The sequence below is a fragment of the Streptomyces sp. RK62 genome, assembly GCF_018070255.1.
In the GTDB taxonomy this organism is placed as follows: domain Bacteria; phylum Actinomycetota; class Actinomycetes; order Streptomycetales; family Streptomycetaceae; genus Streptomyces; species Streptomyces nigra.
Genome location: NZ_JAGPYD010000010.1, coordinates 132,252 through 156,500, shown reverse-complemented (window position 1 = coordinate 156,500; position 24,249 = coordinate 132,252). Strand labels below are relative to the sequence as shown.

Annotated in this window: 20 protein-coding genes; 14 read left to right on the top strand and 6 right to left on the bottom strand. The window is 73.8% G+C overall.

Features of this window, described 5'->3' with window-relative positions; translation table 11 throughout:
• The first annotated feature begins 138 nt into the window (after window positions 1-138).
• The 8 genes from KBY32_RS20590 to KBY32_RS20555 all read left to right on the top strand — a co-directional run bounded on the left by KBY32_RS20590 (window position 139) and on the right by KBY32_RS20555 (window position 10,238).
• Entirely contained in the window at window positions 139-951 is an 813-nt protein-coding gene (locus tag KBY32_RS20590) for a TIGR03084 family metal-binding protein (protein WP_210981117.1), read from the top strand.
• 65 nt (window positions 952-1,016) lie between these two features.
• Entirely contained in the window at window positions 1,017-2,636 is a 1,620-nt protein-coding gene (locus tag KBY32_RS20585) for an acyclic terpene utilization AtuA family protein (protein ID WP_247689783.1), read from the top strand.
• Window positions 2,633-4,231, top strand: a complete 1,599-nt coding sequence (locus KBY32_RS20580) for an acyl-CoA carboxylase subunit beta (protein WP_210981115.1) — start codon at window positions 2,633-2,635, stop codon at window positions 4,229-4,231. Before KBY32_RS20585 ends, KBY32_RS20580 begins: the two co-directional genes overlap by 4 nt.
• An 11-nt stretch (window positions 4,232-4,242) precedes the next feature.
• The gene (locus tag KBY32_RS20575; RefSeq protein WP_210981114.1) at window positions 4,243-6,087 is read left to right on the top strand and encodes a biotin carboxylase N-terminal domain-containing protein; all 1,845 of its coding nucleotides are present in this window, start codon (window positions 4,243-4,245) and stop codon (window positions 6,085-6,087) included.
• Window positions 6,088-6,126: 39 nt separating this feature from the next.
• Window positions 6,127-7,293, top strand: a complete 1,167-nt coding sequence (locus tag KBY32_RS20570) for an acyl-CoA dehydrogenase family protein (RefSeq protein ID WP_055623640.1) — start codon at window positions 6,127-6,129, stop codon at window positions 7,291-7,293.
• A 37-nt stretch (window positions 7,294-7,330) separates the two neighbouring features.
• Window positions 7,331-8,908 carry a 4-coumarate--CoA ligase family protein gene (locus KBY32_RS20565; protein WP_210981113.1) on the top strand — a complete coding sequence of 526 codons (1,578 nt, stop codon included), beginning with the start codon at window positions 7,331-7,333 and terminating at the stop codon, window positions 8,906-8,908.
• Complete coding sequence (locus KBY32_RS20560) at window positions 8,905-9,639, top strand: enoyl-CoA hydratase family protein (RefSeq protein WP_210981112.1); 735 nt, start codon at window positions 8,905-8,907, stop codon at window positions 9,637-9,639. Before KBY32_RS20565 ends, KBY32_RS20560 begins: the two co-directional genes overlap by 4 nt.
• Entirely contained in the window at window positions 9,627-10,238 is a 612-nt protein-coding gene (locus KBY32_RS20555; protein WP_055623637.1) for a TetR/AcrR family transcriptional regulator, read from the top strand. The genes KBY32_RS20560 and KBY32_RS20555 overlap by 13 nt, the downstream gene beginning before the upstream one ends.
• 13 nt (window positions 10,239-10,251) lie before the next feature.
• Here KBY32_RS20555 and KBY32_RS20550 read toward each other — a convergent pair whose 3' ends face one another.
• Both KBY32_RS20550 and KBY32_RS20545 read right to left on the bottom strand, forming a co-directional pair.
• On the bottom strand, window positions 10,252-11,496 hold the full coding sequence (locus tag KBY32_RS20550; RefSeq protein WP_210981111.1) for a serine/threonine-protein kinase: 1,245 nt from the start codon (window positions 11,494-11,496) through the stop codon (window positions 10,252-10,254).
• Window positions 11,497-11,687: 191 nt separating this feature from the next.
• Window positions 11,688-12,788: a citrate synthase 2 gene (locus KBY32_RS20545; RefSeq protein ID WP_055623635.1), complete on the bottom strand. Its 1,101-nt coding sequence runs from the start codon at window positions 12,786-12,788 to the stop codon at window positions 11,688-11,690.
• 429 nt (window positions 12,789-13,217) lie between these two features.
• On the opposite strand from KBY32_RS20545, the gene pdxH reads away from it, so the two are divergent.
• The 3 genes from pdxH to KBY32_RS20530 all read left to right on the top strand — a co-directional run bounded on the left by pdxH (window position 13,218) and on the right by KBY32_RS20530 (window position 16,245).
• A complete protein-coding gene (pdxH, locus tag KBY32_RS20540; protein WP_055623691.1) occupies window positions 13,218-13,850 on the top strand; it encodes a pyridoxamine 5'-phosphate oxidase in 633 nt (210 codons plus the stop codon).
• Between the two features lie 342 nt (window positions 13,851-14,192).
• Window positions 14,193-14,687 carry a GNAT family N-acetyltransferase gene (locus tag KBY32_RS20535; protein WP_210981110.1) on the top strand — a complete coding sequence of 165 codons (495 nt, stop codon included), beginning with the start codon at window positions 14,193-14,195 and terminating at the stop codon, window positions 14,685-14,687.
• 127 nt (window positions 14,688-14,814) lie between these two features.
• Window positions 14,815-16,245, top strand: a complete 1,431-nt coding sequence (locus KBY32_RS20530; protein ID WP_210981109.1) for a PAS domain-containing protein — start codon at window positions 14,815-14,817, stop codon at window positions 16,243-16,245.
• Between the two features lie 4 nt (window positions 16,246-16,249).
• On the opposite strand, the gene KBY32_RS20525 is transcribed toward KBY32_RS20530, so the two are convergent.
• A complete protein-coding gene (locus KBY32_RS20525; protein ID WP_210981108.1) occupies window positions 16,250-17,005 on the bottom strand; it encodes an SIS domain-containing protein in 756 nt (251 codons plus the stop codon).
• Between the two features lie 253 nt (window positions 17,006-17,258).
• Between KBY32_RS20525 and KBY32_RS20520 the strand changes: the two genes are divergently transcribed.
• Both KBY32_RS20520 and KBY32_RS20515 read left to right on the top strand, forming a co-directional pair.
• Window positions 17,259-17,951 (top strand): metal-dependent transcriptional regulator, encoded by a 693-nt coding sequence (locus tag KBY32_RS20520; protein ID WP_055623631.1) that lies wholly within the window; start codon window positions 17,259-17,261, stop codon window positions 17,949-17,951.
• A gap of 636 nt (window positions 17,952-18,587) precedes the next feature.
• The gene (locus KBY32_RS20515) at window positions 18,588-19,454 is read left to right on the top strand and encodes an alpha/beta fold hydrolase (protein ID WP_210981107.1); all 867 of its coding nucleotides are present in this window, start codon (window positions 18,588-18,590) and stop codon (window positions 19,452-19,454) included.
• 7 nt (window positions 19,455-19,461) lie between these two features.
• Here KBY32_RS20515 and KBY32_RS20510 read toward each other — a convergent pair whose 3' ends face one another.
• Genes KBY32_RS20510 through KBY32_RS20500 form a run of 3 tightly spaced genes read right to left on the bottom strand, consistent with a single transcriptional unit; the run spans window position 19,462 to window position 22,523 of the window.
• Entirely contained in the window at window positions 19,462-21,054 is a 1,593-nt protein-coding gene (locus KBY32_RS20510; protein WP_210981106.1) for a transporter, read from the bottom strand.
• Window positions 21,051-21,824 carry an ABC transporter ATP-binding protein gene (locus KBY32_RS20505; protein ID WP_210981105.1) on the bottom strand — a complete coding sequence of 258 codons (774 nt, stop codon included), beginning with the start codon at window positions 21,822-21,824 and terminating at the stop codon, window positions 21,051-21,053. Before KBY32_RS20505 ends, KBY32_RS20510 begins: the two co-directional genes overlap by 4 nt.
• 36 nt (window positions 21,825-21,860) lie before the next feature.
• Window positions 21,861-22,523, bottom strand: a complete 663-nt coding sequence (locus KBY32_RS20500; RefSeq protein WP_107096819.1) for a bifunctional DNA primase/polymerase — start codon at window positions 22,521-22,523, stop codon at window positions 21,861-21,863.
• A gap of 320 nt (window positions 22,524-22,843) precedes the next feature.
• On the opposite strand from KBY32_RS20500, the gene KBY32_RS20495 reads away from it, so the two are divergent.
• On the top strand, window positions 22,844-24,229 hold the full coding sequence (locus tag KBY32_RS20495) for a transcriptional regulator (RefSeq protein WP_210981104.1): 1,386 nt from the start codon (window positions 22,844-22,846) through the stop codon (window positions 24,227-24,229).
• The last annotated feature ends 20 nt before the right edge of the window (window positions 24,230-24,249 follow it).

The following is a 24,249-nucleotide window of genomic DNA, read 5'->3' as shown; positions in this document are numbered from 1 at the left end:
CACATGGCGTCCTCGCGGACTTCACCCCAGGTCGTCCACCGAACGATCGCAATTATGCAAGCACGCTTGCTTGTTTTATCCGGCGCTGCCATGCTCCTCAGCACGCCGCACACCGCCGTGCCCCGAGGGGAGCGTCCCGTGTCCGATCCGACGCCCGTGTTCGACGACCTGCGCGAGGAGAGCGAGGAACTCGACCGGCTGGTGGCCGGGTTGAGCCCCGCGCAGTGGGCGCTCGCCACCCCCGCGCCCGGCTGGACCGTCGCCCACCAGATCGCGCATCTCGCCTGGACGGACCACTCGGCGCTGCTGGCCGCGACCGACATGGACGCCTTCCACACCCTGGTGGAGAAGGCGCTGGTGGCACCGGGCTCCTTCGTCGACGACGGGGCCGAGGAGGGGGCCGCGCTGCCGCCCGACGAGCTGCTGGCACGCTGGCGGGACGGCAGGGTGGCCCTGGACAGGGCGCTGCGCGCGGCACCCCGGGGAGGCAAGCTCCCCTGGTACGGCCCGCCCATGTCGGCGGCCTCCATGGCCACGGCCCGGCTCATGGAGACCTGGGCCCATGGACTGGACATCGCCGACGCCCTCGGTGTGGTGCGGCCACCCACCGACCGGCTGCGGCATGTGGTGTGGATCGGGGTGCGCACCCGTGACTTCGCCTTCACCATCCATGGGCTGCCGGTACCGTTCGAGCCGTTCCGCATCGAACTGACCGCCCCGTCCGGCGAGCTGTGGACGTACGGTCCCGAGGACGCCGACCAGCGGGTCACCGGGAGCGCCGTCGACTTCTGCCGGCTGGTCACCCAGCGCGCCCACCGCTCCGACCTGGACCTGCGGGCCGAAGGTGCCGACGCCGACCGCTGGTTCGACATCGCCCAGGTCTTCGCGGGCCCGCCCGGTGCGGGGCGCCGTCCGAAGGGAGAGAGTACGAAGGCGGAGGGCGCCCGGTGACGGCGGCCGCGCGGCCGCTGCGGATCGGCAACGCCTCCGGCTTCTACGGCGACCGCTTCGAGGCCATGCGCGAGATGCTGACCGGCGGCGACCTCGACGTCCTCACCGGTGACTACCTCGCCGAGCTGACCATGCTGATCCTCGGCCGCGACCGGCTGAAGGACCCCCATGCCGGATACGCCCGCACCTTTCTGCGGCAGCTCGAGGAGTGCCTCGGGCTCGCCCACGAGCGGGGCGTGAAGATCGTCGCCAACGCGGGCGGACTCAACCCGGCCGGGCTCGCCGACGCCGTACGGGCCCTCGCGGAGCGGCTCGGTGTCCCTGTGCGTGTCGCCCATGTGGAGGGCGACGATGTGGCGGACCGCCACCCCGGCAGCCTCGCCGCCCACGCCTACCTCGGCGGCTTCGGGATCGCCGCCTGTCTCCGGGAGGGCGCGGACGTCGTGGTCACCGGGCGGGTGACCGACGCGGCCCTGGTGACCGGGCCCGCCGCCGCCCACTTCGGCTGGGGGCCCGGCGACCACGACCGGCTCGCCGGCGCCGTGGTCGCCGGACATGTGCTGGAGTGCGGGGCACAGGCCACCGGCGGCAACTACGCGTTCTTCGACACGGCCGCCGCGACCCGCCCCGGCTTCCCCCTCGCCGAGCTGCACGAGGACGGCCACTGCGTCGTCACCAAGCACCCCGGCACCGGCGGGCTGGTCGACGTCGGCACGGTCACCGCCCAGCTGGTCTACGAGACGGCGGGCGCCCGCTATCCGGGACCCGACGTCACCGCCCGGCTGGACACCGTACGGCTCACCCAGGACGGGCCCGACCGGGTGCGGATCGACGGGGTGCGCGGCGAGGCCCCGCCGCCCGACCTCAAGGTCGGCGTCAACCGTCTCGGCGGCTTCCGCAACGAGGTCGTCTTCGTGCTCACCGGACTGGACGTCGAGGCCAAGGCGGCGCTCGTACGGCGGCAGATGGAGGACGCGCTCGCCAAGTCCCGGCCCGCCGAGGTGCGCTGGGACCTGGTCCGCACCGACCGGCCCGACGCGCCGACCCAGGAGACGGCGAGCGCCCTGCTCCGGCTGGTCGTGCGGGACCCGTCCCAGGAGAACGTCGGACGGGCGCTCAGCGGGGCCGCGATCGAGCTGGCCCTCGCCAGCTACCCCGGCTTCCATGTGCTCGCACCACCCGGAAAGGGCACGCCCTATGGGGTGTTCGAGGGTGTGTACGTCCCCCATGGTGCCGTCGACCATGTGGCCGTCCTCCATGACGGACGCCGGATCAGCGTGCCCCAGCCCCACGAGACGGCCGTGCTCGACGCCGTCCCCGAGCCGCCGCTGCCCGAGCCCCTGCCCGCCGGGCCCACCCGGCGTGCCCCGCTCGGCCTGGTCGTGGGCGCCCGCAGCGGCGACAAGGGCGGGGACGCCAACGTCGGCGTCTGGGCCCGCACCGACGAGGCCTGGCGCTGGCTCGCGCACGAGCTCACCGTGGACCGGTTCCGCGAACTGATCCCGGAGAGCCGTGAGCTGGGGCTGACCCGGCACGTCCTGCCGCGGCTGCGCGCCCTGAACTTCGTCGTCGAGGGCATCCTCGGCGAGGGCGTCGCCGCCCAGCACCGCTTCGACCCGCAGGCCAAGGCCCTCGGCGAATGGCTGCGCAGCCGCCACCTCGACATCCCGGAGAGTCTGCTGTGACCGTCCTGCCCACCACCCTGGACCCCACGAGCCCCGACCACCGGGACAACCGGGACGCCATGCTCGCCAAGCTGGCCGAGCTGGACGCCGAGCACGCCAAGGCCCTCGCGGGCGGCGGCGAGAAGTACGTCCAGCGGCACCGGGGGCGCGGCAAGCTGCTCGCCCGCGAACGCATCGAGCTGCTCCTCGACCCCGACACCCCCTTCCTGGAGCTGTCCCCGCTGGCCGCCTGGGGCAGCGACTACACGGTCGGCGCCTCCCTCGTCACCGGGATCGGCGTGGTCGAGGGCGTCGAGTGCCTGATCACCGCCAACGACCCGACCGTGCGCGGCGGCGCGAGCAACCCGTGGTCGCTGAAGAAGGCGCTGCGCGCCAACGACATCGCGCTCGCCAACCGGCTGCCCGTGATCAACCTCGTGGAGTCCGGCGGCGCCGACCTGCCCTCCCAGAAGGAGATCTTCATCCCGGGCGGCGCCATCTTCCGGGACCTGACCCGGCTGTCGGCGGCCGGCATCCCCACCGTCGCCGTCGTCTTCGGCAACTCGACGGCGGGCGGCGCCTACGTACCCGGCATGTCCGACCACGTGATCATGGTCAAGGAGCGCGCCAAGGTGTTCCTCGGCGGCCCGCCCCTGGTGAAGATGGCGACCGGCGAGGAGAGCGACGACGAGTCGCTGGGCGGCGCCGAGATGCACGCGCGCGTGTCGGGCCTCGCGGACTACTTCGCCGTCGACGAACCGGACGCCCTGCGGCAGGCCCGGCGCGTGGTCGCCCGGCTCAACCACCGGAAGGCGTACCCGGATCCGGGCCCCGCCGAGCCGCCCAAGTACGACCCGGAGGAACTCCTCGGCATCGTCCCCGGCGATCTGAAGACCCCGTTCGACCCGCGCGAGGTCGTCGCCCGGATCGTCGACGGCTCCGACTTCGACGAGTTCAAGCCGCTGTACGGGACCAGCCTGGTGACCGGCTGGGCGAGCCTGCACGGCTACCCGGTCGGCATCCTCGCCAACGCCCAGGGCGTGCTGTTCAGCGAGGAGTCGCAGAAGGCCGCCCAGTTCATCCAGCTCGCCAACCAGCGCGACATCCCGCTGCTGTTCCTGCACAACACCACCGGCTACATGGTCGGCCGGGAGTACGAGCAGGGCGGCATCATCAAGCACGGCGCCATGATGATCAACGCGGTCTCCAACTCCCGCGTCCCGCACCTGTCCGTGCTCATGGGTGCCTCCTACGGCGCCGGGCACTACGGCATGTGCGGCCGGGCCTACGACCCGCGCTTCCTGTTCGCCTGGCCGAGCGCCAAGTCGGCGGTGATGGGCCCCCAGCAGCTCGCCGGGGTGCTGTCGATCGTCGCCCGGCAGTCGGCGGCCGCGAAGGGGCAGCCGTACGACGACGAGGCGGACGCCGCGCTGCGGGCCATGGTGGAGCAGCAGATCGAGTCCGAGTCGCTGCCGATGTTCCTGTCCGGGCGGCTGTACGACGACGGCGTCATCGACCCCCGCGACACCCGCACCGTCCTCGGCCTGTGCCTGTCCGCCGTGCACACCGCGCCCTACGAGGGCGCGCGCGGCGGCTTCGGCGTCTTCCGGATGTGAGGGAACCACCAGTGATCACTTCTGTCCTCGTCGCCAACCGGGGCGAGATCGCCTGCCGGGTCTTCCGCACCTGCCGTGACCTCGGCGTCCGCACGGTCGCCGTGTACTCCGACGCCGACGCGAACGCCCTGCACACCCGGGAGGCCGACACCGCCGTACGGCTGCCCGGGGCGGCGCCCTCCGAGACGTATCTGGACGGCGCGCTGATCGTGAAGGCGGCGCTGACCGCCGGCGCCGACGCCGTGCACCCCGGGTACGGGTTCCTCTCCGAGAACGCGGGCTTCGCGCGGGCCGTCCTCGACGCCGGCCTCGTCTGGATCGGGCCGCCGCCGGAGGCCATCGAGGCGATGGCATCCAAGACGCGGGCCAAGGAGCTGATGGGCCTCGCCCCGCTCGGCGCGGTCACGGAGGCCGACCTGCCCGTGCTGGTGAAGGCCGCGGCGGGCGGCGGCGGGCGCGGGATGCGGATCGTGCGCCGCCTCGACGAGCTCGACGCGGCGCTCGCGAGCGCCCGCGCGGAGGCCGCGAGCGCCTTCGGTGACGGCGAGGTGTTCGTCGAGCCGTACGTCGAGCGCGGTCGCCATGTCGAGGTGCAGATCCTCGCCGACACCCATGGCACGGTGTGGGCGCTCGGCACCCGGGACTGCTCGCTGCAGCGCCGGCACCAGAAGGTGATCGAGGAGTCCCCGGCCCCCGGGCTCTCCGACGCGCTCACCGCCGAGCTGCACGCCCTCGCGGTCCGGGCCGCCCGCGCCGTCGACTATGTGGGCGCCGGCACGGTCGAGTTCCTGGTCGCCGGCGACACCGCGCACTTCCTGGAGATGAACACCCGGCTCCAGGTCGAACACCCGGTGACCGAGATGGTGTTCGGCGTCGACCTGGTCGCGGAGCAGCTGCGGATCGCCGAGGGCCACGCCCTGGACCCCGAGCCGCCGCCCGCGCGCGGGCACGCCGTCGAGGCCCGTCTGTACGCCGAGGACCCGGCCCGCGACTGGGCCCCGCAGACCGGCACCCTGCACCGGCTCGCCGTCCCCGGCGGCGTCCGCCTGGACACCGGCTTCACCGACGGCGACGGGATCGGCGTCCACTACGACCCGATGCTCGCCAAGGTGATCGCCCACGCGCCCACCCGCGCGGAGGCCGTCCGCAGGCTCGCCGGCGCCCTGGAGCGCGCCACGGTCCACGGCCCGGTCACCAACCGGGGCCTGCTCGTACGGTCCCTGCGCCACGAGGAGTTCACGGGCGCCCGGATGGACACCGGCTTCTACGACCGTCACCTCGCCGGGCTGACCGCCCCGGCCCCGGACCCGTACGCCCCGCTGGCCGCCGCGCTCGCCGACGCGCACGGCCGCTCCCGGTTCGGCGGCTTCCGCAACGTCCCCTCCCAGCCGCAGGTCAAGCGGTACGCCGTCGGTGAGGAGGAGCACGAGGTGCGCTACCGGCACACCCGCACCGGCCCCCAGGCCGACGGGGTGCGGGTCCTGCACGCCGACGCGCACCGGGTCGTCCTCGAGGCCGACGGCGTACGGCGGACCTTCGAGGTCGCGCGGTACGGCGACGAGGTGCAGGTGAACGGCACCCGGCTCACCGCGCTGCCCCGCTTCCCCGACCCCACGGCACAGCTCGCCCCGGGGTCCCTGGTGGCCCCGATGCCGGGGACGGTCGTCCGGGTCGCCGACGGCCTGGCGGAGGGGTCGGCCGTGGCGGCCGGCCAGCCGCTGCTCTGGCTGGAGGCGATGAAGATGGAGCACAGGATCACCGCACCGGCCGCGGGCACGCTCACCGCCCTGCACGCCGCCCCCGGACAGCAGGTGTCCGTCGGCGCGCTCCTGGCGGTCGTCCAGCCGTCCGGCTGACGGCCCCCACTGCACGGTCAGCCACGACGAAGGAGTCACATGGCCATGATCGAGACCGAGGAACACAAGGCCCTGCGGGCCGCCGTGGCCGCCCTGGGCAAACGCCACGGCCGCGCATACGACCGGGAGACCCTGTGGGCGGAGGCGGCCAAGCTCGGCTACCTGGGCGTCAACCTGCCCGAGGAGTATGGCGGCGGAGGCGGCGGCATATCCGAACTCTCCATAGTTCTCGAGGAGTTGGGTGCGGCGGGCTGCCCGCTGCTGCTGATGGTCGTCTCCCCGGCGATCTGCGGCACGGTCATCGCCCGCTTCGGCACCGAGGAGCAGAAGCGGCACTGGCTGCCCGGCCTCGCCGACGGCTCCCTGACCATGGCCTTCGGCATCACCGAGCCGGACGCCGGGTCCAACAGCCACCGGATCACCACCACCGCCCGCCGCGACCCCGACTCCGGCGACTGGATCCTCAACGGGCGCAAGGTCTTCGTCTCCGGCGTCGACATCACGGACGCGACCCTCATCGTCGGCCGCACCGAGGACGCCCGCACCGGCAAGCTCAAGCCGTGCCTGTTCATCGTCCCGCGCGACACCGAGGGCTTCGGGCGACGGCAGATCGACATGGAACTCAGCGCGGTGGAGAAGCAGTTCGAGCTGACCCTGGACGATGTGCGGCTGCCCGCCGACGCGCTCGTGGGTGGGGGCCCCTCCCACGCTTTCGGCAGTGGGGGAGAGGACGCCGGTCTGCTCCAGCTGTTCGCCGGCCTCAACCCCGAACGCATCATGACGGCCGCCTTCGGCATCGGCATGGGCCGCTTCGCGCTGGCCCGCGCCATCGAGTACGCCCGCGACCGTACGGTGTGGAAGACGCCCATCGGAGCCCACCAGGCCATCGCCCACCCCCTCGCGCAGGCGCACATCGACCTGGAGATGGCCCGCCTGATGATGCAGAAGGCGGCGTACCTGTACGACGCCGGGGACGACGTCGGCGCCGGTGAGGCCGCCAACATGGCCAAGTACGCGGCGGGGGAGGCCTGTGTGAAGGCCGTCGACCAGTCCGTGCACACCCTCGGCGGCAACGGCCTCACACGGGAATTCGGCCTCGCCTCGTTGATAACCGCGGCGCGCGTGTCTCGTATTGCCCCGGTGAGCCGGGAGATGATTCTCAACTACGTCTCCCACCAGACCCTGGGTCTGCCCAAGTCGTACTGACCGGCAGCCGACCGGCACCGTGTCGCGAGGAGGAACCGTGTTCCGCAGCGAGTACGCAGACGTCCCGGCCGTCGAACTCCCCATCCACGAGGCGGTGCTGGGCCGGGCCGCCGAGTTCGGGGACGCCCCCGCGCTGATCGACGGCACCGACGGCACCACCCTCAGCTACGAACAGCTCGACCGCTTCCACCGGCGGGTCGCCGCCGGGCTGGCCGAGGCGGGCGTGCGCAAGGGCGACGTGCTCGCCCTGCACAGCCCGAACACGGTCGCCTTCCCCACCGCGTTCTACGCGGCCACCCGCGCGGGTGCCGCCGTCACCACGGTGCACCCGCTCGCCACCCCCGAGGAGTTCGCCAAGCAGCTCGAGGACAGCGCGGCCCGGTGGATCGTCACCGTGTCGCCACTGCTGGAGTCGGCGCGCCGGGCCGCCGAACTCGCGGGCGGCGTCCGGGAGATCTTCGTGTGCGACAGCGCGCCCGGACACCGGTCGCTGATCGACATGCTCGGCTCCACCGCCCCCGAGCCGCAGGTCGCCATCGACCCGGCGGAGGACGTCGCGGCCCTGCCGTACTCCTCCGGCACCACCGGCATCCCCAAGGGCGTGATGCTCACCCACCGCCAGATCGCCACCAACCTCGCCCAGCTGGAACCGGCGATCCCGGCCGGGCCCGGCGACCGCATCCTCGCCGTGCTGCCGTTCTTCCACATCTACGGCCTCACCGCGCTGATGAACGCTCCCCTGCGGGTCGGCGCCACGGTCGTCGTCCTGCCCCGCTTCGACCTGGAGACGTTCCTCGCCGCCATCCAGAACCACCGCATCACCGGCCTCTACGTGGCCCCGCCCATCGTGCTGGCCCTCGCCAAGCACCCCCTGGTCGCCGAGCACGACCTGTCGTCGCTGGAGCACATCGTCAGCGCCGCCGCGCCCCTGGACGCGGGGCTCGCCGCCACCTGCTCCCAGCGGCTCGGCCTGCCGCCGGTCGGCCAGGCGTACGGCATGACCGAGCTGTCGCCCGGCACCCATGTCGTCCCGCTGGGCGCCATGGCCGACGCGCCGCCCGGGACCGTCGGCAAGCTCATCGCCGGGACCGAGATGCGCATCGTCTCCCTCGACGACCCGGACAAGGACCTCGGCGTCGGCGAGTCCGGCGAGATCCTGATCCGCGGACCCCAGGTCATGAAGGGCTATCTGGGCCGGCCCGACGCCACCGCCGCGATGATCGACGCCGACGGCTGGCTGCACACCGGTGACGTCGGTCATGTCGACTCCGACGGCTGGCTGTTCGTGGTCGACCGGGTCAAGGAGCTCATCAAGTACAAGGGCTTCCAGGTGGCCCCCGCCGAACTGGAGGCGCTGCTGCTCACCCACCCCGGCATCGCGGACGCGGCCGTGATCGGCCACTACAACGACGAGGGCAACGAGGTCCCGCACGCCTTCGTGGTCCGCCAGCCGTCCGCGCCGGAGCTGACCGAGGGCGACGTCATGATGTACGTCGCCGAACGCGTCGCCCCCTACAAGCGGGTGCGCCGGGTCACCTTCATCGACGGCGTCCCGCGGGCCGCCTCCGGCAAGATCCTGCGCCGCGAACTGCGGACGCCGAAGGAGAGCGCATGACGATGGTCGGCCGCGCCCACGCGCGCGGTGTGCACACCTTGAGCCTCGACTCCCCCGACACCCGCAACGCGCTGTCGGCGGCCCTCGTGGGCGAGCTGGCGGACGCCCTGGAGGAGTGCGCCAAGGACCCCGAGGTGCGCGCGGTCGTGCTCACCCACACCGGGAACACCTTCTGCGCGGGCGCCGACCTGCGGGACCCGCCGGACCCGGACGCGCTGGTGGCGCTGCTGCGGGGGATCGTCGCCCTGCCGAAACCCGTCGTCGCCCGCGTCACCGGCCATGTCCGCGCGGGCGGCCTCGGGCTCCTCGCGGCCTGCGACATCGCGGCCGCCGCCCGCACCGCCACCTTCGCGTTCACGGAGGTCCGCATCGGGGTGGCCCCGGCGGTGATCTCGCTGCCGGTGCTGCCCCGAGCGGACCCCCGCGCCGTGGCCCGCTACTACCTCACCGGGGAGCGGTTCACCGCCCCCGAGGCGGCCCGGATCGGCCTGCTCACGGCCGAGGGCGACGACGTGGACGCCGTACTGGAACCCGTCCTGGACGGCCTGCGCAGGGCCGCCCCCCAGGCCCTCGCCGAGACGAAAGCGCTGCTCGCGGCTAAGGTGCTGGAAACCTTCGACCGGGACGCGGCCGGACTGACCGCGCTCTCGGCCCGGCTGTTCGCCTCCTCCGACGCCCGTGAGGGGATGACGGCCTTCCTCGAAAGACGGGATCCCGAATGGGTGGTGTGAGCACGGCCGGCGACCGGGTGGACCGCGTGCCCAAGCAGGACCGCAGCCGCGTCACCCGCCAGCGGCTCCTGGAGGCCGCCGTGGCCTGCCTCGCCGAACACGGCTGGGCGGGCTCCACGGTCTCCGTCGTGGCCGAACGGGCCGGCGTCTCCCGGGGCGCCGCCCAGCACCACTTCCCGACCCGCGAGGACCTGTTCACGGCGGCCGTCGAGTACGTCGCCGAGGAGCGCTCCCTCGCCCTGCGCGCCCTCTTCCCCGAGGGCGGCGCCGACCGGCACGCGGTGGTGGCCGCCCTGGTCGACCTCTACACCGGTCCGCTGTTCCGCGCGGCACTGCATCTGTGGGTGGCCGCGTCCGACGAGGAGCAGCTGCGGCCCCGGGTGACCGAGCTGGAGGCCCGCGTCGGCCGGGAGACCCATCGCATCGCCGTGGACCTGCTGGACGCCGACGAGTCGCGGCCAGGCGTCCGCGAGACCGTGCAGGGCCTGCTCGACATGGCCCGCGGCCTGGGCCTGGCCAATCTGCTCACCGACGACACCGGGCGGCGGGCCCGGGTCGTGGCGCAGTGGGCCCGGCTGCTGGACGAGGCCCTGGGCTGAGCGGCGCCGCGCCTCAGTCGTCCCCGTCCTCGTCGTCGTCCTGGGCGGCGGCCGGGCTGGGGACGGTCGCCGGGTCCGAGGCGTCCGTGGTCGGTGGCGCCTCCGACGTCGTCCCGGAGCCGCCGGTGTCGTCCGGCGCGAACCACATCATGCCGAGCAGCATCGCGGCCACGAACAGCAGCGCGCCCGCGGCCGTCGCGGCGATCCGCCGGGGGCCGAACGCGGCCGGGGGCGCGGAACGGCCCCGGGACCCCGACCCGGAGCGCGAACGCGGGCGGGCGGCGGCCCGGTTGGTCCGGGGACGCGGCTCGGGGGCCGCCTGCGCCGAGGGCAGCATGTACGTCGTCGGGCCGCTCGTGCCCCCGTGCCGGGCCGCCGGGGCCGGTGCGGCCGGCGCGGGGCGGCGGGCGGACGGCGCGGCCGGCTCCGGCAGCGGCTCGGGGCGGCCCTGCCAGGCGCCGGCGGCGAACCAGTCGGCGGCCTGCTGGGCGCCCGGCCGGTGCTCGGGGTCCTTGGCGAGCAGGCCCAGCAGATAGTTCTCGAAGGCGGGCGGGAGCCCGGAGACACCCAGCTCGCGCGGCGGGACCGGCGCGGCGTCCAGATGCTGGTGCAGGATGGCGACGGCCGTGTCGGCGTTGAACGGCGGGCGCCCGGTGAGCATCTGGTACAGCACACAGCCCAGCGCGTAGACGTCCGAGGCGGGCCCCGCGGGCTTGCCCAGCGCCCGCTCCGGGGCGAGGTAGAGGCTGGTGCCGACGATCTGCCCGGTGGCGGTGAGCGCGGCGCCCGGGTCGTCGAGGAAGCGGGCGATGCCGAAGTCGCCGATCTTGAGGGTGCCGTCGGCGTCCAGCAGCAGATTGCCGGGCTTGATGTCCCGGTGGACGACGCCCTGCCGGTGCGCCGCGGCGAGCCCGGCGGCGGCCTGCGCGGCCATCCGGGCCACGCGGTCGGCGGGCTGGGCGCCGGACTGGGTGAGCACCCGGGCCAGGCTGTCGCCCTCGACCAGCTCCATCACCAGATAGAGCTGGTTGTCGTGCTCGCCGAAGTCGCGGACGCCCACGACGTTCGGATGGTCGATCCGCGACGCGGTCCGGGCCTCCAGGCGGAACCGGGAGGCGGCGGTCGGGTCGGAGTCCTGGGGCAGCAGCAGCTTGACGGCCACCTGCCGGTCCAGCGTCTGGTCGTAGGCCCGCCAGACCTCCCCCATGCCACCGCGCCCGATCGACTCGATCAGCCGGTAGCGGCCCGCTATCAGCACCTGTTCCCATCCTCATGCCGGGGGACGTGTGGGTCGCCGCGGCCACAACTCACCCCGAAGGCAAGGGGGATGACTGGGGGTGCCGCAGCCGCCCCAGCATACTGGCGCAGTGGATCACCGGCGCCGCGCGCGCCGTCCGCGCGACGGGGCCGGCGGGGGCGGTGCCGTCCCCCCGCCGGCTCCCGGGGCGGTCAGTGCGCGATGTCGGCGTAGCCCTCGACGTCACGCGGGTCGCGCGGGCCCGGGCCCACATAGCGCGCGGAGGGGCGGACGAGACGGCCGGTGCGCTTCTGCTCCAGGATGTGCGCGGACCAGCCCGCCGTACGGGCGCAGGAGAACATCGACGTGAACATGTGCGCCGGGACCTCGGCGAAGTCCAGCACGATGGCCGCCCAGAACTCGACGTTGGTCGCCAGCACCCGGTCCGGGCGGCGGGCGTGCAGCTCCGCCAGGGCCGCCTTCTCCAGCGCCTCGGCGACCTCGAAGCGGGGCGCGCCCAGGTCCCGCGCGGTACGGCGCAGCACCCGCGCGCGGGGGTCCTCGGCGCGGTAGACGCGGTGCCCGAAGCCCATCAGGCGCTCGCCCCGGTCCAGGGTCTGCCGCACATAGGCGTCGGCGTCACCGGTGCGCTCGATCTCCTCGATCATGTGCAGCACCCGGGAGGGCGCCCCGCCGTGCAGCGGACCGGACATGGCGCCCACGGCGCCGGAGAGCGCCGCGGCCACGTCGGCGCCGGTGGAGGCGATGACACGGGCCGTGAAGGTCGAGGCGTTCATGCCGTGCTCGGCGGCGGACGTCCAGTAGGCGTCGACGGCGGCCACGTGCTTGGGGTCGGGCTCGCCGCGCCAGCGGATCATGAACCGCTCGACGACGGACTGCGCCTTGTCGATCTCGCGCTGCGGCACCATGGGCAGGCCCTGGCCGCGCGCGGACTGGGCGACGTAGGACAGCGCCATGACGGCGGCCCGGGCGAGGTCGTCGCGGGCCCGCTCCTCGTCGATGTCCAGGAGCGGTTTCAGGCCCCACACGGGCGCCAGCATGGCGAGCGCGGACTGGACGTCGACACGGATGTCCCCGGAGTGCACGGGGATCGGGAACGGCTCGGCGGGCGGCAGTCCGGGACGGAAGGCACCGTCGACGAGCAGCCCCCAGACGTTGCCGAACGAGACGTGACCGACCAGGTCCTCGATGTCGACGCCGCGATACCTGAGCGCGCCGCCCTCCTTGTCGGGTTCGGCGATCTCCGTCTCGAACGCGACGACTCCTTCGAGCCCGGGTACGAAGTCGGACATCAGGCGGCTCCTCGTGATGGATGCGACGGATGGTGTTGTGGGTGGGACGACACTCGTGCGGCCGGTGAAGAAGGGGATCGCGCCCCCGGCGGATCCACGGTCACGGACCCGTCGCCCGGATCGTCCGAGTGCGGCGGGCCTCGTCGGACTCGCGGTCCGGGGCGTATCCCTGTGATGCCCCGTGCGCCGGGCGGTCATCCGGCCCGGACCACATCCGAACGATATCCCCGAGTGTCACTCTTGGGGAGGCCTGGCGGCACTCAGTGCCAGGAAGCGGGTGCCGCGAGAGCGGGTCCGAGCGCCGTCGGTGCCGGGAAGCCGGTCCGGGGCACCGTCCCCGGCGGCGCGTCCCTCATACGGCAAGATGACCGCGTGACCGACCCAGACGCCTCCCTCGATCCCGCGGCGCCCGAACTCGACCCGGCCGCGATGCGCAAGCACTACCGGGCCGAGGGCCTCGCCGAGCACGATCTGGCCGCGAGTCCGGTGGAACAGTTCGCGCGCTGGTTCCGGCAGGCCGCCGCACAGGCCCACCTCTTCGAACCGAACGCCATGATCGTGTCCACGGCCGACGGCGAGGGCCGGCCCAGCTCGCGCACCGTGCTGCTGAAGCACTTCGACGAGCGGGGCTTCGTCTTCTACACCAACTACGACTCGCGCAAGGCCCGCGACCTCGGCGAGAACCCGTACGTCTCGCTGCTGTTCCCCTGGCACCCCATGGCCCGCCAGGTCATCGTCCAGGGCGTGGCGCGGCGCACCGGCCGCGACGAGACGGCCGCCTACTTCCGGACCCGGCCGCACGGCTCCCGGCTCGGCGCATGGGCCAGTGCCCAGTCGTCCGTGATCGCCTCCCGCGCGGAGCTCGACGCGTCGTACGCGGAGCTGGCCGCCCGCTATCCCGAGGGCGGGGAGCAGGTGCCGGTGCCGCCGCACTGGGGCGGCTTCCGGATCGCGCCGAGCTCGGTCGAGTTCTGGCAGGGCCGGGAGAACCGGCTGCACGACCGGCTGCGGTACGTGGCGGAGCCGGACGGCGGCTGGCGGGTGGAGCGGCTCAGTCCGTGAGCGCCGGCGCGGGCCGACCCGGACACGCAGCGACCCGCGAGCTCTGGTCCCTCCGCCGTGGCGGGGGAGCCGGCCGGACGTACCGGCGAGCTCGCGGGTCGGGTGACTGCGTGGAATTGGCCGGCTGCGTGTCTCGCTCACACGCTGGTCCGGCACCGCACGTGGTGGGTGACGGGCCGCTAGCCCGCAGCCACCTCTTCCGTCCGGTATGCATACATCTGCCGAACCACCTCCTTTCCGAAGTACAGCCCACCCTAAGAACCGCTTCGGCGTCGCTCAACCCCTTTTTTCCCGCACGTTTTCCTTGGACGCCGCGACCGCCCCTCACCTAGCGTTCGACGCATGACGGAGCGAGGCGGGGCAGGGAGGGCGATCCTCGGCGGGGAGCCGCGGATCGTGCCGGTGGACGGCGAGACGGCGCTGGAGGAGTGGCGGCACGTCCACAACGTGATCGTGCCGCCCGCCGCCCTGAGCCTCGACGAGGTGCGCGAGCGCGCAGGGCGCAACCGCCTGTGCAACGCGTACGTCGGTGACGTCCTCGTCGGCTGCTCCACCGTGCGTCCGCCGCGGGGCGAGGACGGCGTCGCGACGGTCATCGCGCGCGTGCTCCCCGGCCACCGGGGCCACGGGTACGGCACGGCGCTCTACGAGGACGGGCTCGCCCACGCGCGGGCGCTCGGCGCCCGGGCCGTCGAGACCTGTGTGCTGGCGGTCAACGAGGACGGGCTGCGGTTCGCGTACGCGCGCGGGTTCGCCGAGACCGACCGCTATGTGCTGGACGGAGCCGCCGACGTATGGGTCGACCTGCGGCTGGAGCGACCGGACGGGGCAGGATGAGACCGGTACAACGATTCCTTCAATCTTGCGGGAACCTGGTGTGTGCTGAGTCACGTTCCAGTTAGATGAGGGTGAGTGAGCGAACCGGCGCGCCGTACCGACGTGCGCGGCTTGGCAGGGGGTCCAGGTGAGTGCTTCCCGGCGTAGTGGGACCACCGACGAGCTGGGACCGGACGAACCCGAGCGGGACGGTCCGGACGAGTCGTCGGCCGGTGCCGAGGGTTCGGCGGGCGGGTCCGATCTGCTGGCCGCCCTACTGGACGGGATGGACGCCGCCCTGTGCGCCTTCGACGCGGACGGCGTCCTCACGCACTGGAACCGCGAGGCGGAGCGCATCCTCGGCTGGACCGCCGCCGAGGCCGTCGGCCGGCACGGCTTCGCCGGCTGGGCGGTGCGCCCGGCGGACGCCGAGGAGGTCGAGGCGCGGCTGATGTCCGCCATGCGGGCCCCCGGCCGCCAGGTGCACGAGTTCGCGCTGCTGACCAAGGACGGCGGCCGGGTCCTGGTGCGCACCCAGTCGGCCGCCGTACGCGGCCCGGACGGCGAGCCCGCCGGGGTGTACTGCGCCTTCAGCGAGGTGCACACACAGATCGACCTGGAGCGCTCCATCGCGCTGAGCGAGGCGCTCTTCGAGGACGCGTCCTGGGGTGTGGTGCTCGTCGACGCCGACCTGCGCCCCGCCGTGGTGAACGCGCACGCCGCCCGGGCCCTCGGCATCGGCCGGACCTCCGTGCTCGGCCGGCCGCTCGGCGATGTGCTCGCCCAGGGCGTGGAGGAGCTGGAGAGCGCCCTCACCCATGTGCTGGCGGAGGGCGCGCCGCCCGCCCCGGCCGAGATCTGGGTGAGCGTACGCACTCCGGAGGGCGACCGGCGCCGCTGCTGGCGGTGCGGGTTCGTCCGGCTCGCCTCGCCGCTCGCGGAGGAGCCGGTGCCGCTCGGCGTCGGCTGGTTCTTCCAGGACGTCACCCCGGCCAAGCAGACCGAGCAGGAGGCGGCCCTCCTGCGGTTCCGCACCAACCAGCTGCACCGCGCGGCGCGGGCCGCGGCCGAGTGCGAGGACCCGGCCGAGGCGGCCACCGTCCATCTGGACTTCGCGCTCGCCGGCTTCGCCGACCACGCCCTGATCGACCGGGTCGCGGGAGGCGCTGTACGGGACTCGGAGACCGCGGACCCGGTCCGCCTCGTCCGGGTCGCGGTCACGCCGTCGGGAGCCCCGGGCCCCTCCCGGCTGGGCGGCGAGGCCGGCCTGCCCGTGCGCTACGGCGAGGGCCACCCGGCGCTCCAGTGCGTGGCACGCACAGGCTCGGTGCGGGCGGCGGCCGGCGATGTGCCGCCCGAGCGGGCGCGCGCCTGGGCCGTGAGCCGGCAGTGGCCCGCGGACGCGGTGTACGCCCTGTGCGCGGTGCTGCGCAGCCGGGGCCGCACGCTCGGCGTCGTGACGTTCCTGCGCGGCGCCGGCCGGACCGCGTTCGAGCGCGGCGACGCCCTGTACGCGGAGGACGTGGCGGTGCGCATCGCCTCCGCGCTGGACCTGGCGGAGGCGACGGACACCCCGTGACCCGTCAGTGCCGGTAGAAGATCCGGTCGCCGTACTCCTCGAAGATCCGGCGGTTCCACTCGTGGCCGCCGTCCACGTTGCCCGAGCGCAGCAGCGGGACCTCGACGCCTCGGGCCGCCAGTGAGGCCGCCGCGGTCGCCATGACGGCCTGCATCAGCGCCGAGGTGACGACCGTGGACGCCGGGGCGAAGGGCGCCGGGATGGTGTCGAGGGTGAGCTCGGCGTCACCGATCGCGATCTTCGAGTCGATGACGACGTCGCAGTGGTCCTTCAGGAAGGTGCCGGAGCTGTGCCGGGACGTCGTCTGCGCGGCGTACGCCACCGACGTCAGGCCGATGACCTTGACCCCGAGGGAGCGGGCGTGCCGGGCCATCTCCACCGGGAGCGCGTTGCGGCCGGACAGCGAGACGACGACGAGGGCGTCGCCCGCGCGCAGCGGCGAGCTGTCCAGGACGGCGGTCGCTAGCCCGTCCACGCGTTCCAGGGCGGAGCCCAGCGTGGCGGGCACGACGTCCACGCCCACGGCGCCCGGCACCGCGAGCAGGTTCATCAGCGCGAGGCCGCCCGCGCGGTAGACGACGTCCTGGGCGGCCAGGGAGGAGTGCCCGGCGCCGAACGCGAAGAGCCGCCCCCCGGCGGCGACCGTGTCCGCGAGCAGGGTGCCGGCCGCCTCGACGGCGTCCGCCTCCTCGGCGCGGGCCCGCTGGAGCAGGCCGATCGCGGCGTCGAAGAACTGCTCGGCCGGCGTGCTGTCGCTCATGCGGGGCCCTCCGGGGTGCCGGGTGAGGTGTCGGGGTGTGTCGCGGATCACCGTGCGGTCTGGACCACTGCGGTGTCAATACGGGGCGCCGGGCGGGCGGCCCGGTCCGCGGCGGGCCCGTCGCCCAGCGGGTTCGGGCGGCGCGGCACGGTTGTCGGTGCCATCCGGCAGAATTGAGTCAGGGCCAGCGCACGCGCCGCGGAGCTGTCTCGCTTCCGGCTGATCTCATCGCAGAGCTAATCGAGGGGCACGTATGTCCGGACTGATCGACACCACGGAGATGTATCTCCGCACCATCCTCGAGCTGGAGGAGGAAGGTGTGGTCCCCATGCGCGCCCGGATCGCCGAGCGGCTGGACCAGAGCGGGCCGACCGTGAGCCAGACCGTGGCGCGGATGGAGCGGGACGGCCTGGTGTCCGTCGCGACCGACCGCCACCTGGAGCTCACCGACGAGGGGCGCCGGCTGGCCACCCGCGTCATGCGCAAGCACCGCCTGGCCGAGTGTCTGCTCGTCGACGTGATCGGTCTGGAGTGGGAGCAGGTGCACGCCGAGGCCTGCCGCTGGGAGCACGTGATGAGCGAGGCCGTGGAGCGGCGCGTCCTCGAGCTGCTGCGCCACCCCACCGAGTCGCCGTACGGCAACCCCATCCCGGGCCTGGAGGAGCTGGGCGAGAAGGACGGCGCCGACCCCTTCCTCGACGAGGGCATGGTCTCGCTGGCCGACCTGGACCCCGGTGCCGACGGCAAGACGGTGGTCGTCCGCCGGATCGGCGAGCCGATCCAGACCGACGCGCAGCTGATGTACACGCTGCGCCGGGCGGGCGTGCAGCCCGGCTCGGTGGTCAGCGTGACCGAGTCGGCGGGCGGTGTCCTGGTCGGCAGCAGCGGCGAGGCGGCCGAGCTGGACTCCGACGTCGCCTCCCACGTCTTCGTGGCCAAGCGCTAGAAATCACGCTCCCGGTTCTCGCCGTTCGGCAAGGTCCAGTGCTCCGAATCGCAGCGCGGGGCCCGCGCGCGTGCGAGGCTGTCGCCTGAGGCATCCGATCTGAGAGCTCTTGGCCGTGACCCGGCGCCGCCGCGCGTCCGGCCGGGGAAGGGGCAGGAGGAGATGTGCCGTCGCCGTGGAGAGGGCCCCGGCGCCGTGTGGCGCCGGGGCCTGTCCTCCCCTGCTGACCCGGAGCCCCGAGCTCCCAGGGTCATCCCCTCGGACCGTTTTCCCCGAGCGGTCCGCCTCCCGATGAAGGTCTCCCCCCGGCGAACGCGATCAATCGTGACAAGGGGTCACCCAAAGGTGGGGTGTTGTCCGTGAGAACCGCATTTTCGAATACGAGTTCGATAGTCTGCGGTGACAGGTCGGGCGGACCGTGCGCTGCAGAGATGTGCGCATAAGATCACGTCGGACACACACGACAGACACATCGCCTCCGAGGGGGCCGTCGCCGCGGGGGACGCGGGGCGCCGGCGCGGTGCTCGGACGGGTGACGGCGGATACGGCAGGCACAGCAGACGGAGCAGGCGGACGCGGAGCACAGGACCGGCCGGGGCGAGCGGTCCGCGTGGAGCTAGGGGGGTGCCAGGACCAATGGCGCGGCGCATCGACGTGACCGGGACGGACGGCGTCCGTCTCGCGGCCTGGGAGTTCGGCGACCCACCCAAGTCCGACCCTCAACCCGGCCACGAGGACACCCCCGGCGTCCTGTTACTGCACGGCCTGATGGGCCGCGCCTCCCACTGGGCCTCCACCGCCCGCTGGCTCTCCGAGCGGCACCGCGCGATCGCCCTCGACCAGCGGGGCCACGGCCGCAGCGACAAACCCACCGGGGCCGCCTTCACGCGCGAGGCGTACGTCGACGACGCCGAGGCCGCCCTCGAACAGCTCGGCCTCACCCGGTCCGTCCTCATCGGCCACGCCATGGGCGCGCTGACCGCCTGGCAGCTCGCCGCCCGCCGCCCCGACCTGGTGAGCGGCGTCGTCATCTGCGACATGCGGGCCTCCGCGCTCGGCGCGGCCTCGCAGCGCGAGTGGGCGCAGTGGTTCAGCGCCTGGCCCGTCCCCTTCGCCACGCTCGCCGACGTCCGCAAGTGGTTCGGCGAGGACGACCCCTGGGTCGAGCGCCCCAACCCCGCCCGCGGCGAGTTCTACGCCGAGGTCATGCACGAGTGCGAGGACGGCTGGCGCCCGGTCTTCGACCCCGAGCAGATGCTGCGCACCCGCGAGACCTGGGTGTACGACGCGCACTGGGAGGAACTGGCGCAGGTCAGGTGCCCGGCGCTGGTCGTACGCGGACTCGACGGCGAGCTGGGGCGGGCCGAGGCCCAGGAGATGGTGCGCGTCCTGCCCCGCGGGCAGTACGCGGAGGTCGCCGACGCCGGCCATCTGGTCCACTACGACCAGCCGGAGGGCTGGCGCACGGCCGTCGAGCCGTTCCTGGACGCGGTGTGGGCCTGAACGCGGCTCAGCCCTTGCTCACCGCGGCCAGGATCTCCGGGAGCCGCGCCGCCGTCCGGGGCGCCGCGAGCCGCAGGCCCAGCACGGTGATCGCCGCCCCGTAGGCGGCCCCCGCGGGCAGCAGCAGCCAGGTCCAGTCCGCGCCGCCCTCGCTCAGCCGCAGCCAGATCACCGCGGCGATCACCGGGGCGCACAGCAGGGCCGCCGCGACCATGCCGCCGAAGATGGAGATCCACGCCAGGCCCGCCTGACCGGGGGCGACGTTCTTGTGGCCCTCCTGCGGGATCGAGTACGGGAAGCGGGCCGACGACCAGGCGCCGGTCGCCAGCATCGCGCCGAGCAGCGCGAAGGACAGCCCCAGCACCTCCGGCAGCCGGTGCCAGTCCCCGATCAGGGCCGTCGTCACCACCGTGACCAGCGTGGCGTACGGCAGGGTGATCAGCAGCAGGGCCAGCGCCCGGCCGCGCAGCTCCACATAGGCGTCCCGCGGCGAGGAGATCGTCATCGCGACCATCCAGAACGCGGACGTGTCCTGCCCGAACTGGTTGTACATCTGGATGCCGAGCATTCCGGCCGCGAAGCAGGCGAAGTAGATCGACCCGCTGCCCTGCACGGCGTTGAACACCGGCACGATCAGGCCGATCGCCAGCGACGTCACCCAGGCCGCCTTGGTCTTCGGGTCCCGCCAGACATAGCGCAGACTGCGCTCCATGACGGTGCCGGTGCGCCCCGCGGGCAGCAGCCGGGCCGGGCCGCGCCCGCCCTTCTCCCGGACGGCGCCGTCACCGGCCGCCTGGAGCGTCGAACCGTCCGGCGCCGTCATCAGCCGGGTCAGATGACGCGCCCAGACCACGATCAGCGCGGCCAACGCGAGCGCGGACAGCCCCAGTTGCAGCGCGGCCGCCCCGTACGAACCCTCGCTCACGGACCGCACCGCACCGATCGCGGACCCCGGCGGCACCCAGCGCAGCACGTCCGCCAGCGGATCGAGCCGCCCGAGCCCCGCCGAACCGAGGCGCTGCGCCGCGAAGTTCACGACCTGCGCCCCGATCGCGACGACCAGCCCGCTCAGCACGGCCAGATCGCGGCCCTTGCGGCTGGTCAGCAGCCGGATGTTGGCGGCGGCGACCGCGCGCGCCAGCGCCACGCACACCAGCAGGGCCAGCACCACCGCGACGACACCGACGGCATACGCCGCCGCGCCCCGCGCCACCGCGATCACCGACCCGGTGAGCAGGCACAGCGTGAACAGCGGCCCGATGCCCACCAGGGAGGCCACCAGCAGGGCCCGCACCAGGGGCCGGGGCCGCAGCGGCAGCATCACCAGCCGCGTCGGGTCGAGGGTCTCGTCACCGCCGGGGAAGAACAGCGGCATCACCGCCCAGCCCAGCGCGAGCACCGCGACCAGCAGCACCACCAGGGCGTCGGCGTGCGCGGTGCCCCGCAGCAGGATCAGGCCGAGGAGCTGGAGCGCGGCGAAGAGCAGCGCCACGACCGCCGAGGCGATCCAGGCGGCCCGCCGGCCCCCGGACTGGCGCAGCCCGTTGCGCAGCAGCGACAGCTTCAGCCGGACGAAGACCCCGGTCACATCCGTGCTCATCGGGCCCCGCCGCCCAGCCAGTCGAGGTCGGACCCGGCGTCCCGGCCGTGCGCGCCGACCAGTTCGAGGAACGCCTGCTGCAGCGAGGGCGCCTCGCCGCGCACCTCGGCCAGCGGACCGTGGGCGCGGATCCGCCCGGCCGCCATGACGGCGACCCAGTCGCACAGCGACTCGACCAGCTCCATCACATGGGAGGAGAAGACGACGGTCGCGCCGGAGGCGGTGAACCGTTCCAGCACCCCGCGGATCGTCTGCGCGGACACCGGGTCGACACCCTCGAACGGCTCGTCCAGGAACAGCACTTCCGGGTTGTGCAGCAGGGCCGCGGCCAGTCCGATCTTCTTGCGTATACCCGTCGAGTAGTCGACGACCAGCTTGTGCTGGGCCCCGGCGAGGTCGAGCACGTCGAGCAGCTGCGTGGCCCGCTTGTCGACCTCGGCGCCGGGGAGCCCGCGCAGCCGTCCCGTGTAGGCGAGCAACTCCCGTCCGGACAGCCGCTCGAACAGCCGCAGCCCCTCGGGCAGGACACCGATGCGCGCCTTGACCTCCGCGGGGTCCCGCCACACGTCGTGCCCGACGACCTCCACCGACCCCTGGTCGGGCCGCAGCAGCCCGGTCACCATGGAGAGCGTGGTGGTCTTGCCGGCGCCGTTGGGGCCGACGAGCCCGATGAACTTCCCTGCGGGGAGCTCCAGATCGATCCCGGCCACGGCCACCTGCTGACCGAACCGCTTCCAGAGCCCCTGTACGCGTACGGCTGCTGACGTCATGCCCGAAACCCTACGGGCCGGGTGTGAGCCGTGGGACTACCGGTCGCGTCCGCACGCGTACGCGAGCGGCGAGATCAGCTCCTCGGCGTCGGGCAGCCAGCGGTTCGCGGGCGTGGGCCGGCACGCCCACTGCACGGCGCCCCGGGACCCGAACCGGGTGGGCGGCGCCGCGACCCAGGCGCCCTCGCCGAGCGCGACCAGGTCCAGCGAGCCCACCGACCAGCCGAGGCGGCGCACCAGGTCCGGCAGCTTCACGGCGGCACCGGGCAGCACGAAGAAGTGCATCCGGCGGTCCGGCGTCAGCGTCACCGGACCCAGCGTCAGCTCCATCCGCTCCATACGGGCCAGCGCCAGGAACCCGGCGGTCTCCGGGACGGACAGCGCGTCGAAGGTCCGCCCGGTGGGCAGCAGGATCGACGCGGTCGGCTGCTTCTGCCACATCCGGCGGGCGACCGTGGCGCTGCCGGTCGCCTGCGTCGCCCAGTCCGGGCGCGCGGGGTGCGCGCCGGGCGCCGGGCACGCCGCGTCACCGCAGGAGCAGTACGGCACGCCGTCGACGGCCTCCAGCCAGGTCCCCGGAAACACGTCCCAGTGACGCTCCTCGGCGTAACGGACGGCGGTCTCCAGCAGCGAGTCCCCGCGCTGCTTCGGAATCTGTGCGGCTTCGGTCGCCGGGATCGTCTCTTCCACGCTCAGCACAACTCCCGCACCCACCGCGGGTTACGGCCCTCGCGCGCGCCGGGGAGGAGCACCCCGCCCGCCCCCGGGGCGCATGGGTGCACAGGTGGGGGCGCGCGCGAGGATCCCCGGCCGGCGCGGGGTAGCCCCCTGGGGGGCCGGCTCAGGCCGTAACCCCGGCAATCCTCACAAGCCTCGCATTTTCGGTACGCGGACGGGGCATTGATCTTCACGGCCGGGAACCACCGGGGGCGCAGCCGGCGCCCTGGGGCGGGACCCGGCGGTGACAGGGACGTCAACTCGGTGCGCGGGCAGGCACCGCAGTCACAGGGGGTACGCCAATGGCCGCAAGGCCTCTCGTCGCGCGACAGCCGAACGAACGGCTCCAGGCGCTCATCCAGGAAGCGGGGTGCTCGAACGCCGGGCTGGCCCGCCGGGTCAATATGTGCGGCGCCGAGCACGGTCTCGACCTGCGCTACGACAAGACGTCCGTGGCCCGCTGGCTGCGCGGACAGCAGCCGCGGGGCCGGGCGCCCGCCATCATCGCCGAAGCGCTCGGCCGCAAGCTGGGCCGCACCGTCACCATCGACGAGATCGGCATGGCCAACGGCAAGAACCTCGCCTCCGGCGTGGGGCTGCAGTTCTCGCCGACCGTGCTCGGGGCCATCGAGCAGGTGTGTGAGCTGTGGCGCAGCGACGTCGGCCGGCGGGACTTCCTGTCCGGCTCGTCCGTCGCCGCGTCCGCCCTGGTCGAGCCCAGCCGGGACTGGCTGATCTCGGCGCCCGACGCGCAGGTCGCGCGCTCGGCCGGGCCGCGGGTGGGCCCGTCCGACGTGGCGGCCGTGCGCGCGATGACCCAGGCCCTGGTGGACCTCGACCACCAGTACGGCAGCGGGCATGTGCGCCCCGTCGTCGTGCACTACCTCAACAGCGTCGTCTCCGGGCTGCTCGCCGGGTCGTACCGGGAGGCCGTCGGACGTGAACTGTTCGCCGCCGTCGCGCGGTTGACCGAGCTCGCCGGCTACATGGCCGTGGACACCGGCCAGCCGGGCCTCGCCCAGCGCTACTACATCCAGGCGCTGCGCCTCGCGCAGGCGGCCGGGGACCGCGGATACGGCGGGTATGTGCTGGCCGCCTCGATGAGCCATCTCGCCGCCCAGCTCGGGAACCCGCGGGAGATCGCCCAGTTGGCGCGGGCGGCGCAGGAGGGCGCACGGGGGCGCGTGACCCCGCGGGCCGAGGCGATGTTCCACGCGGCCGAGGCGCGCGGGCACGCGCTGATGGGCGACGCGCGCTCGGCCCAGCTGTCGTCCGGGCGGGCCGTCGCCGCGCTGGAGTCGGCGGACCCGGCCTCCGGCGACGACCCGGCGTGGATCGGGCACTTCGACGAGGCGTATCTCGCCGACGAGTTGGCGCACTGCCACCGCGACCTCGGGCAGGCGGAGGCGGCGGCGCGGCGGGCGCAGGAGTCGCTGGCCGGGCTGCCGGAGACGAAGGCACGCCGCCGGGCGATCGGCTATGTGCTTCTCGCCACAGCTCAGGTCCAGCAGCGGGAGATCGAACAGGCCTGCCACACCGGTCTGAAGGCCGTGGAGCTTCTGGAGACCCTGCGCTCCAACCGGGGCGCCGAGTATCTGGAGGACTTCCAGCAGCGGCTGGAGCCGTACCGGGACGAGCCCGTGGTCAGGGACTTCGGGGAGCGGATCGATCTTCAGGCGGCCGCCTGACGGGACGGGCGGCCGGTCGT

Coding starts and splice junctions, on each gene's coding strand:
- KBY32_RS20495 (WP_210981104.1), top strand. CDS start 22,844: ATGGCCGCAAGGCCTCTCGTCGCGCGACAGCCGAACGAACGGCTCCAG.
- KBY32_RS20560 (WP_210981112.1), top strand. CDS start 8,905: ATGACGATGGTCGGCCGCGCCCACGCGCGCGGTGTGCACACCTTGAGC.
- pdxH (WP_055623691.1), top strand. CDS start 13,218: ATGCGCAAGCACTACCGGGCCGAGGGCCTCGCCGAGCACGATCTGGCC.
- KBY32_RS20535 (WP_210981110.1), top strand. CDS start 14,193: ATGACGGAGCGAGGCGGGGCAGGGAGGGCGATCCTCGGCGGGGAGCCG.
- KBY32_RS20570 (WP_055623640.1), top strand. CDS start 6,127: ATGGCCATGATCGAGACCGAGGAACACAAGGCCCTGCGGGCCGCCGTG.
- KBY32_RS20510 (WP_210981106.1), bottom strand. CDS start 21,054: ATGAGCACGGATGTGACCGGGGTCTTCGTCCGGCTGAAGCTGTCGCTG.
- KBY32_RS20585 (WP_247689783.1), top strand. CDS start 1,017: ATGCGCGAGATGCTGACCGGCGGCGACCTCGACGTCCTCACCGGTGAC.
- KBY32_RS20515 (WP_210981107.1), top strand. CDS start 18,588: ATGGCGCGGCGCATCGACGTGACCGGGACGGACGGCGTCCGTCTCGCG.
- KBY32_RS20520 (WP_055623631.1), top strand. CDS start 17,259: ATGTCCGGACTGATCGACACCACGGAGATGTATCTCCGCACCATCCTC.
- KBY32_RS20555 (WP_055623637.1), top strand. CDS start 9,627: ATGGGTGGTGTGAGCACGGCCGGCGACCGGGTGGACCGCGTGCCCAAG.
- KBY32_RS20525 (WP_210981108.1), bottom strand. CDS start 17,005: ATGAGCGACAGCACGCCGGCCGAGCAGTTCTTCGACGCCGCGATCGGC.
- KBY32_RS20545 (WP_055623635.1), bottom strand. CDS start 12,788: ATGTCCGACTTCGTACCCGGGCTCGAAGGAGTCGTCGCGTTCGAGACG.
- KBY32_RS20505 (WP_210981105.1), bottom strand. CDS start 21,824: ATGACGTCAGCAGCCGTACGCGTACAGGGGCTCTGGAAGCGGTTCGGT.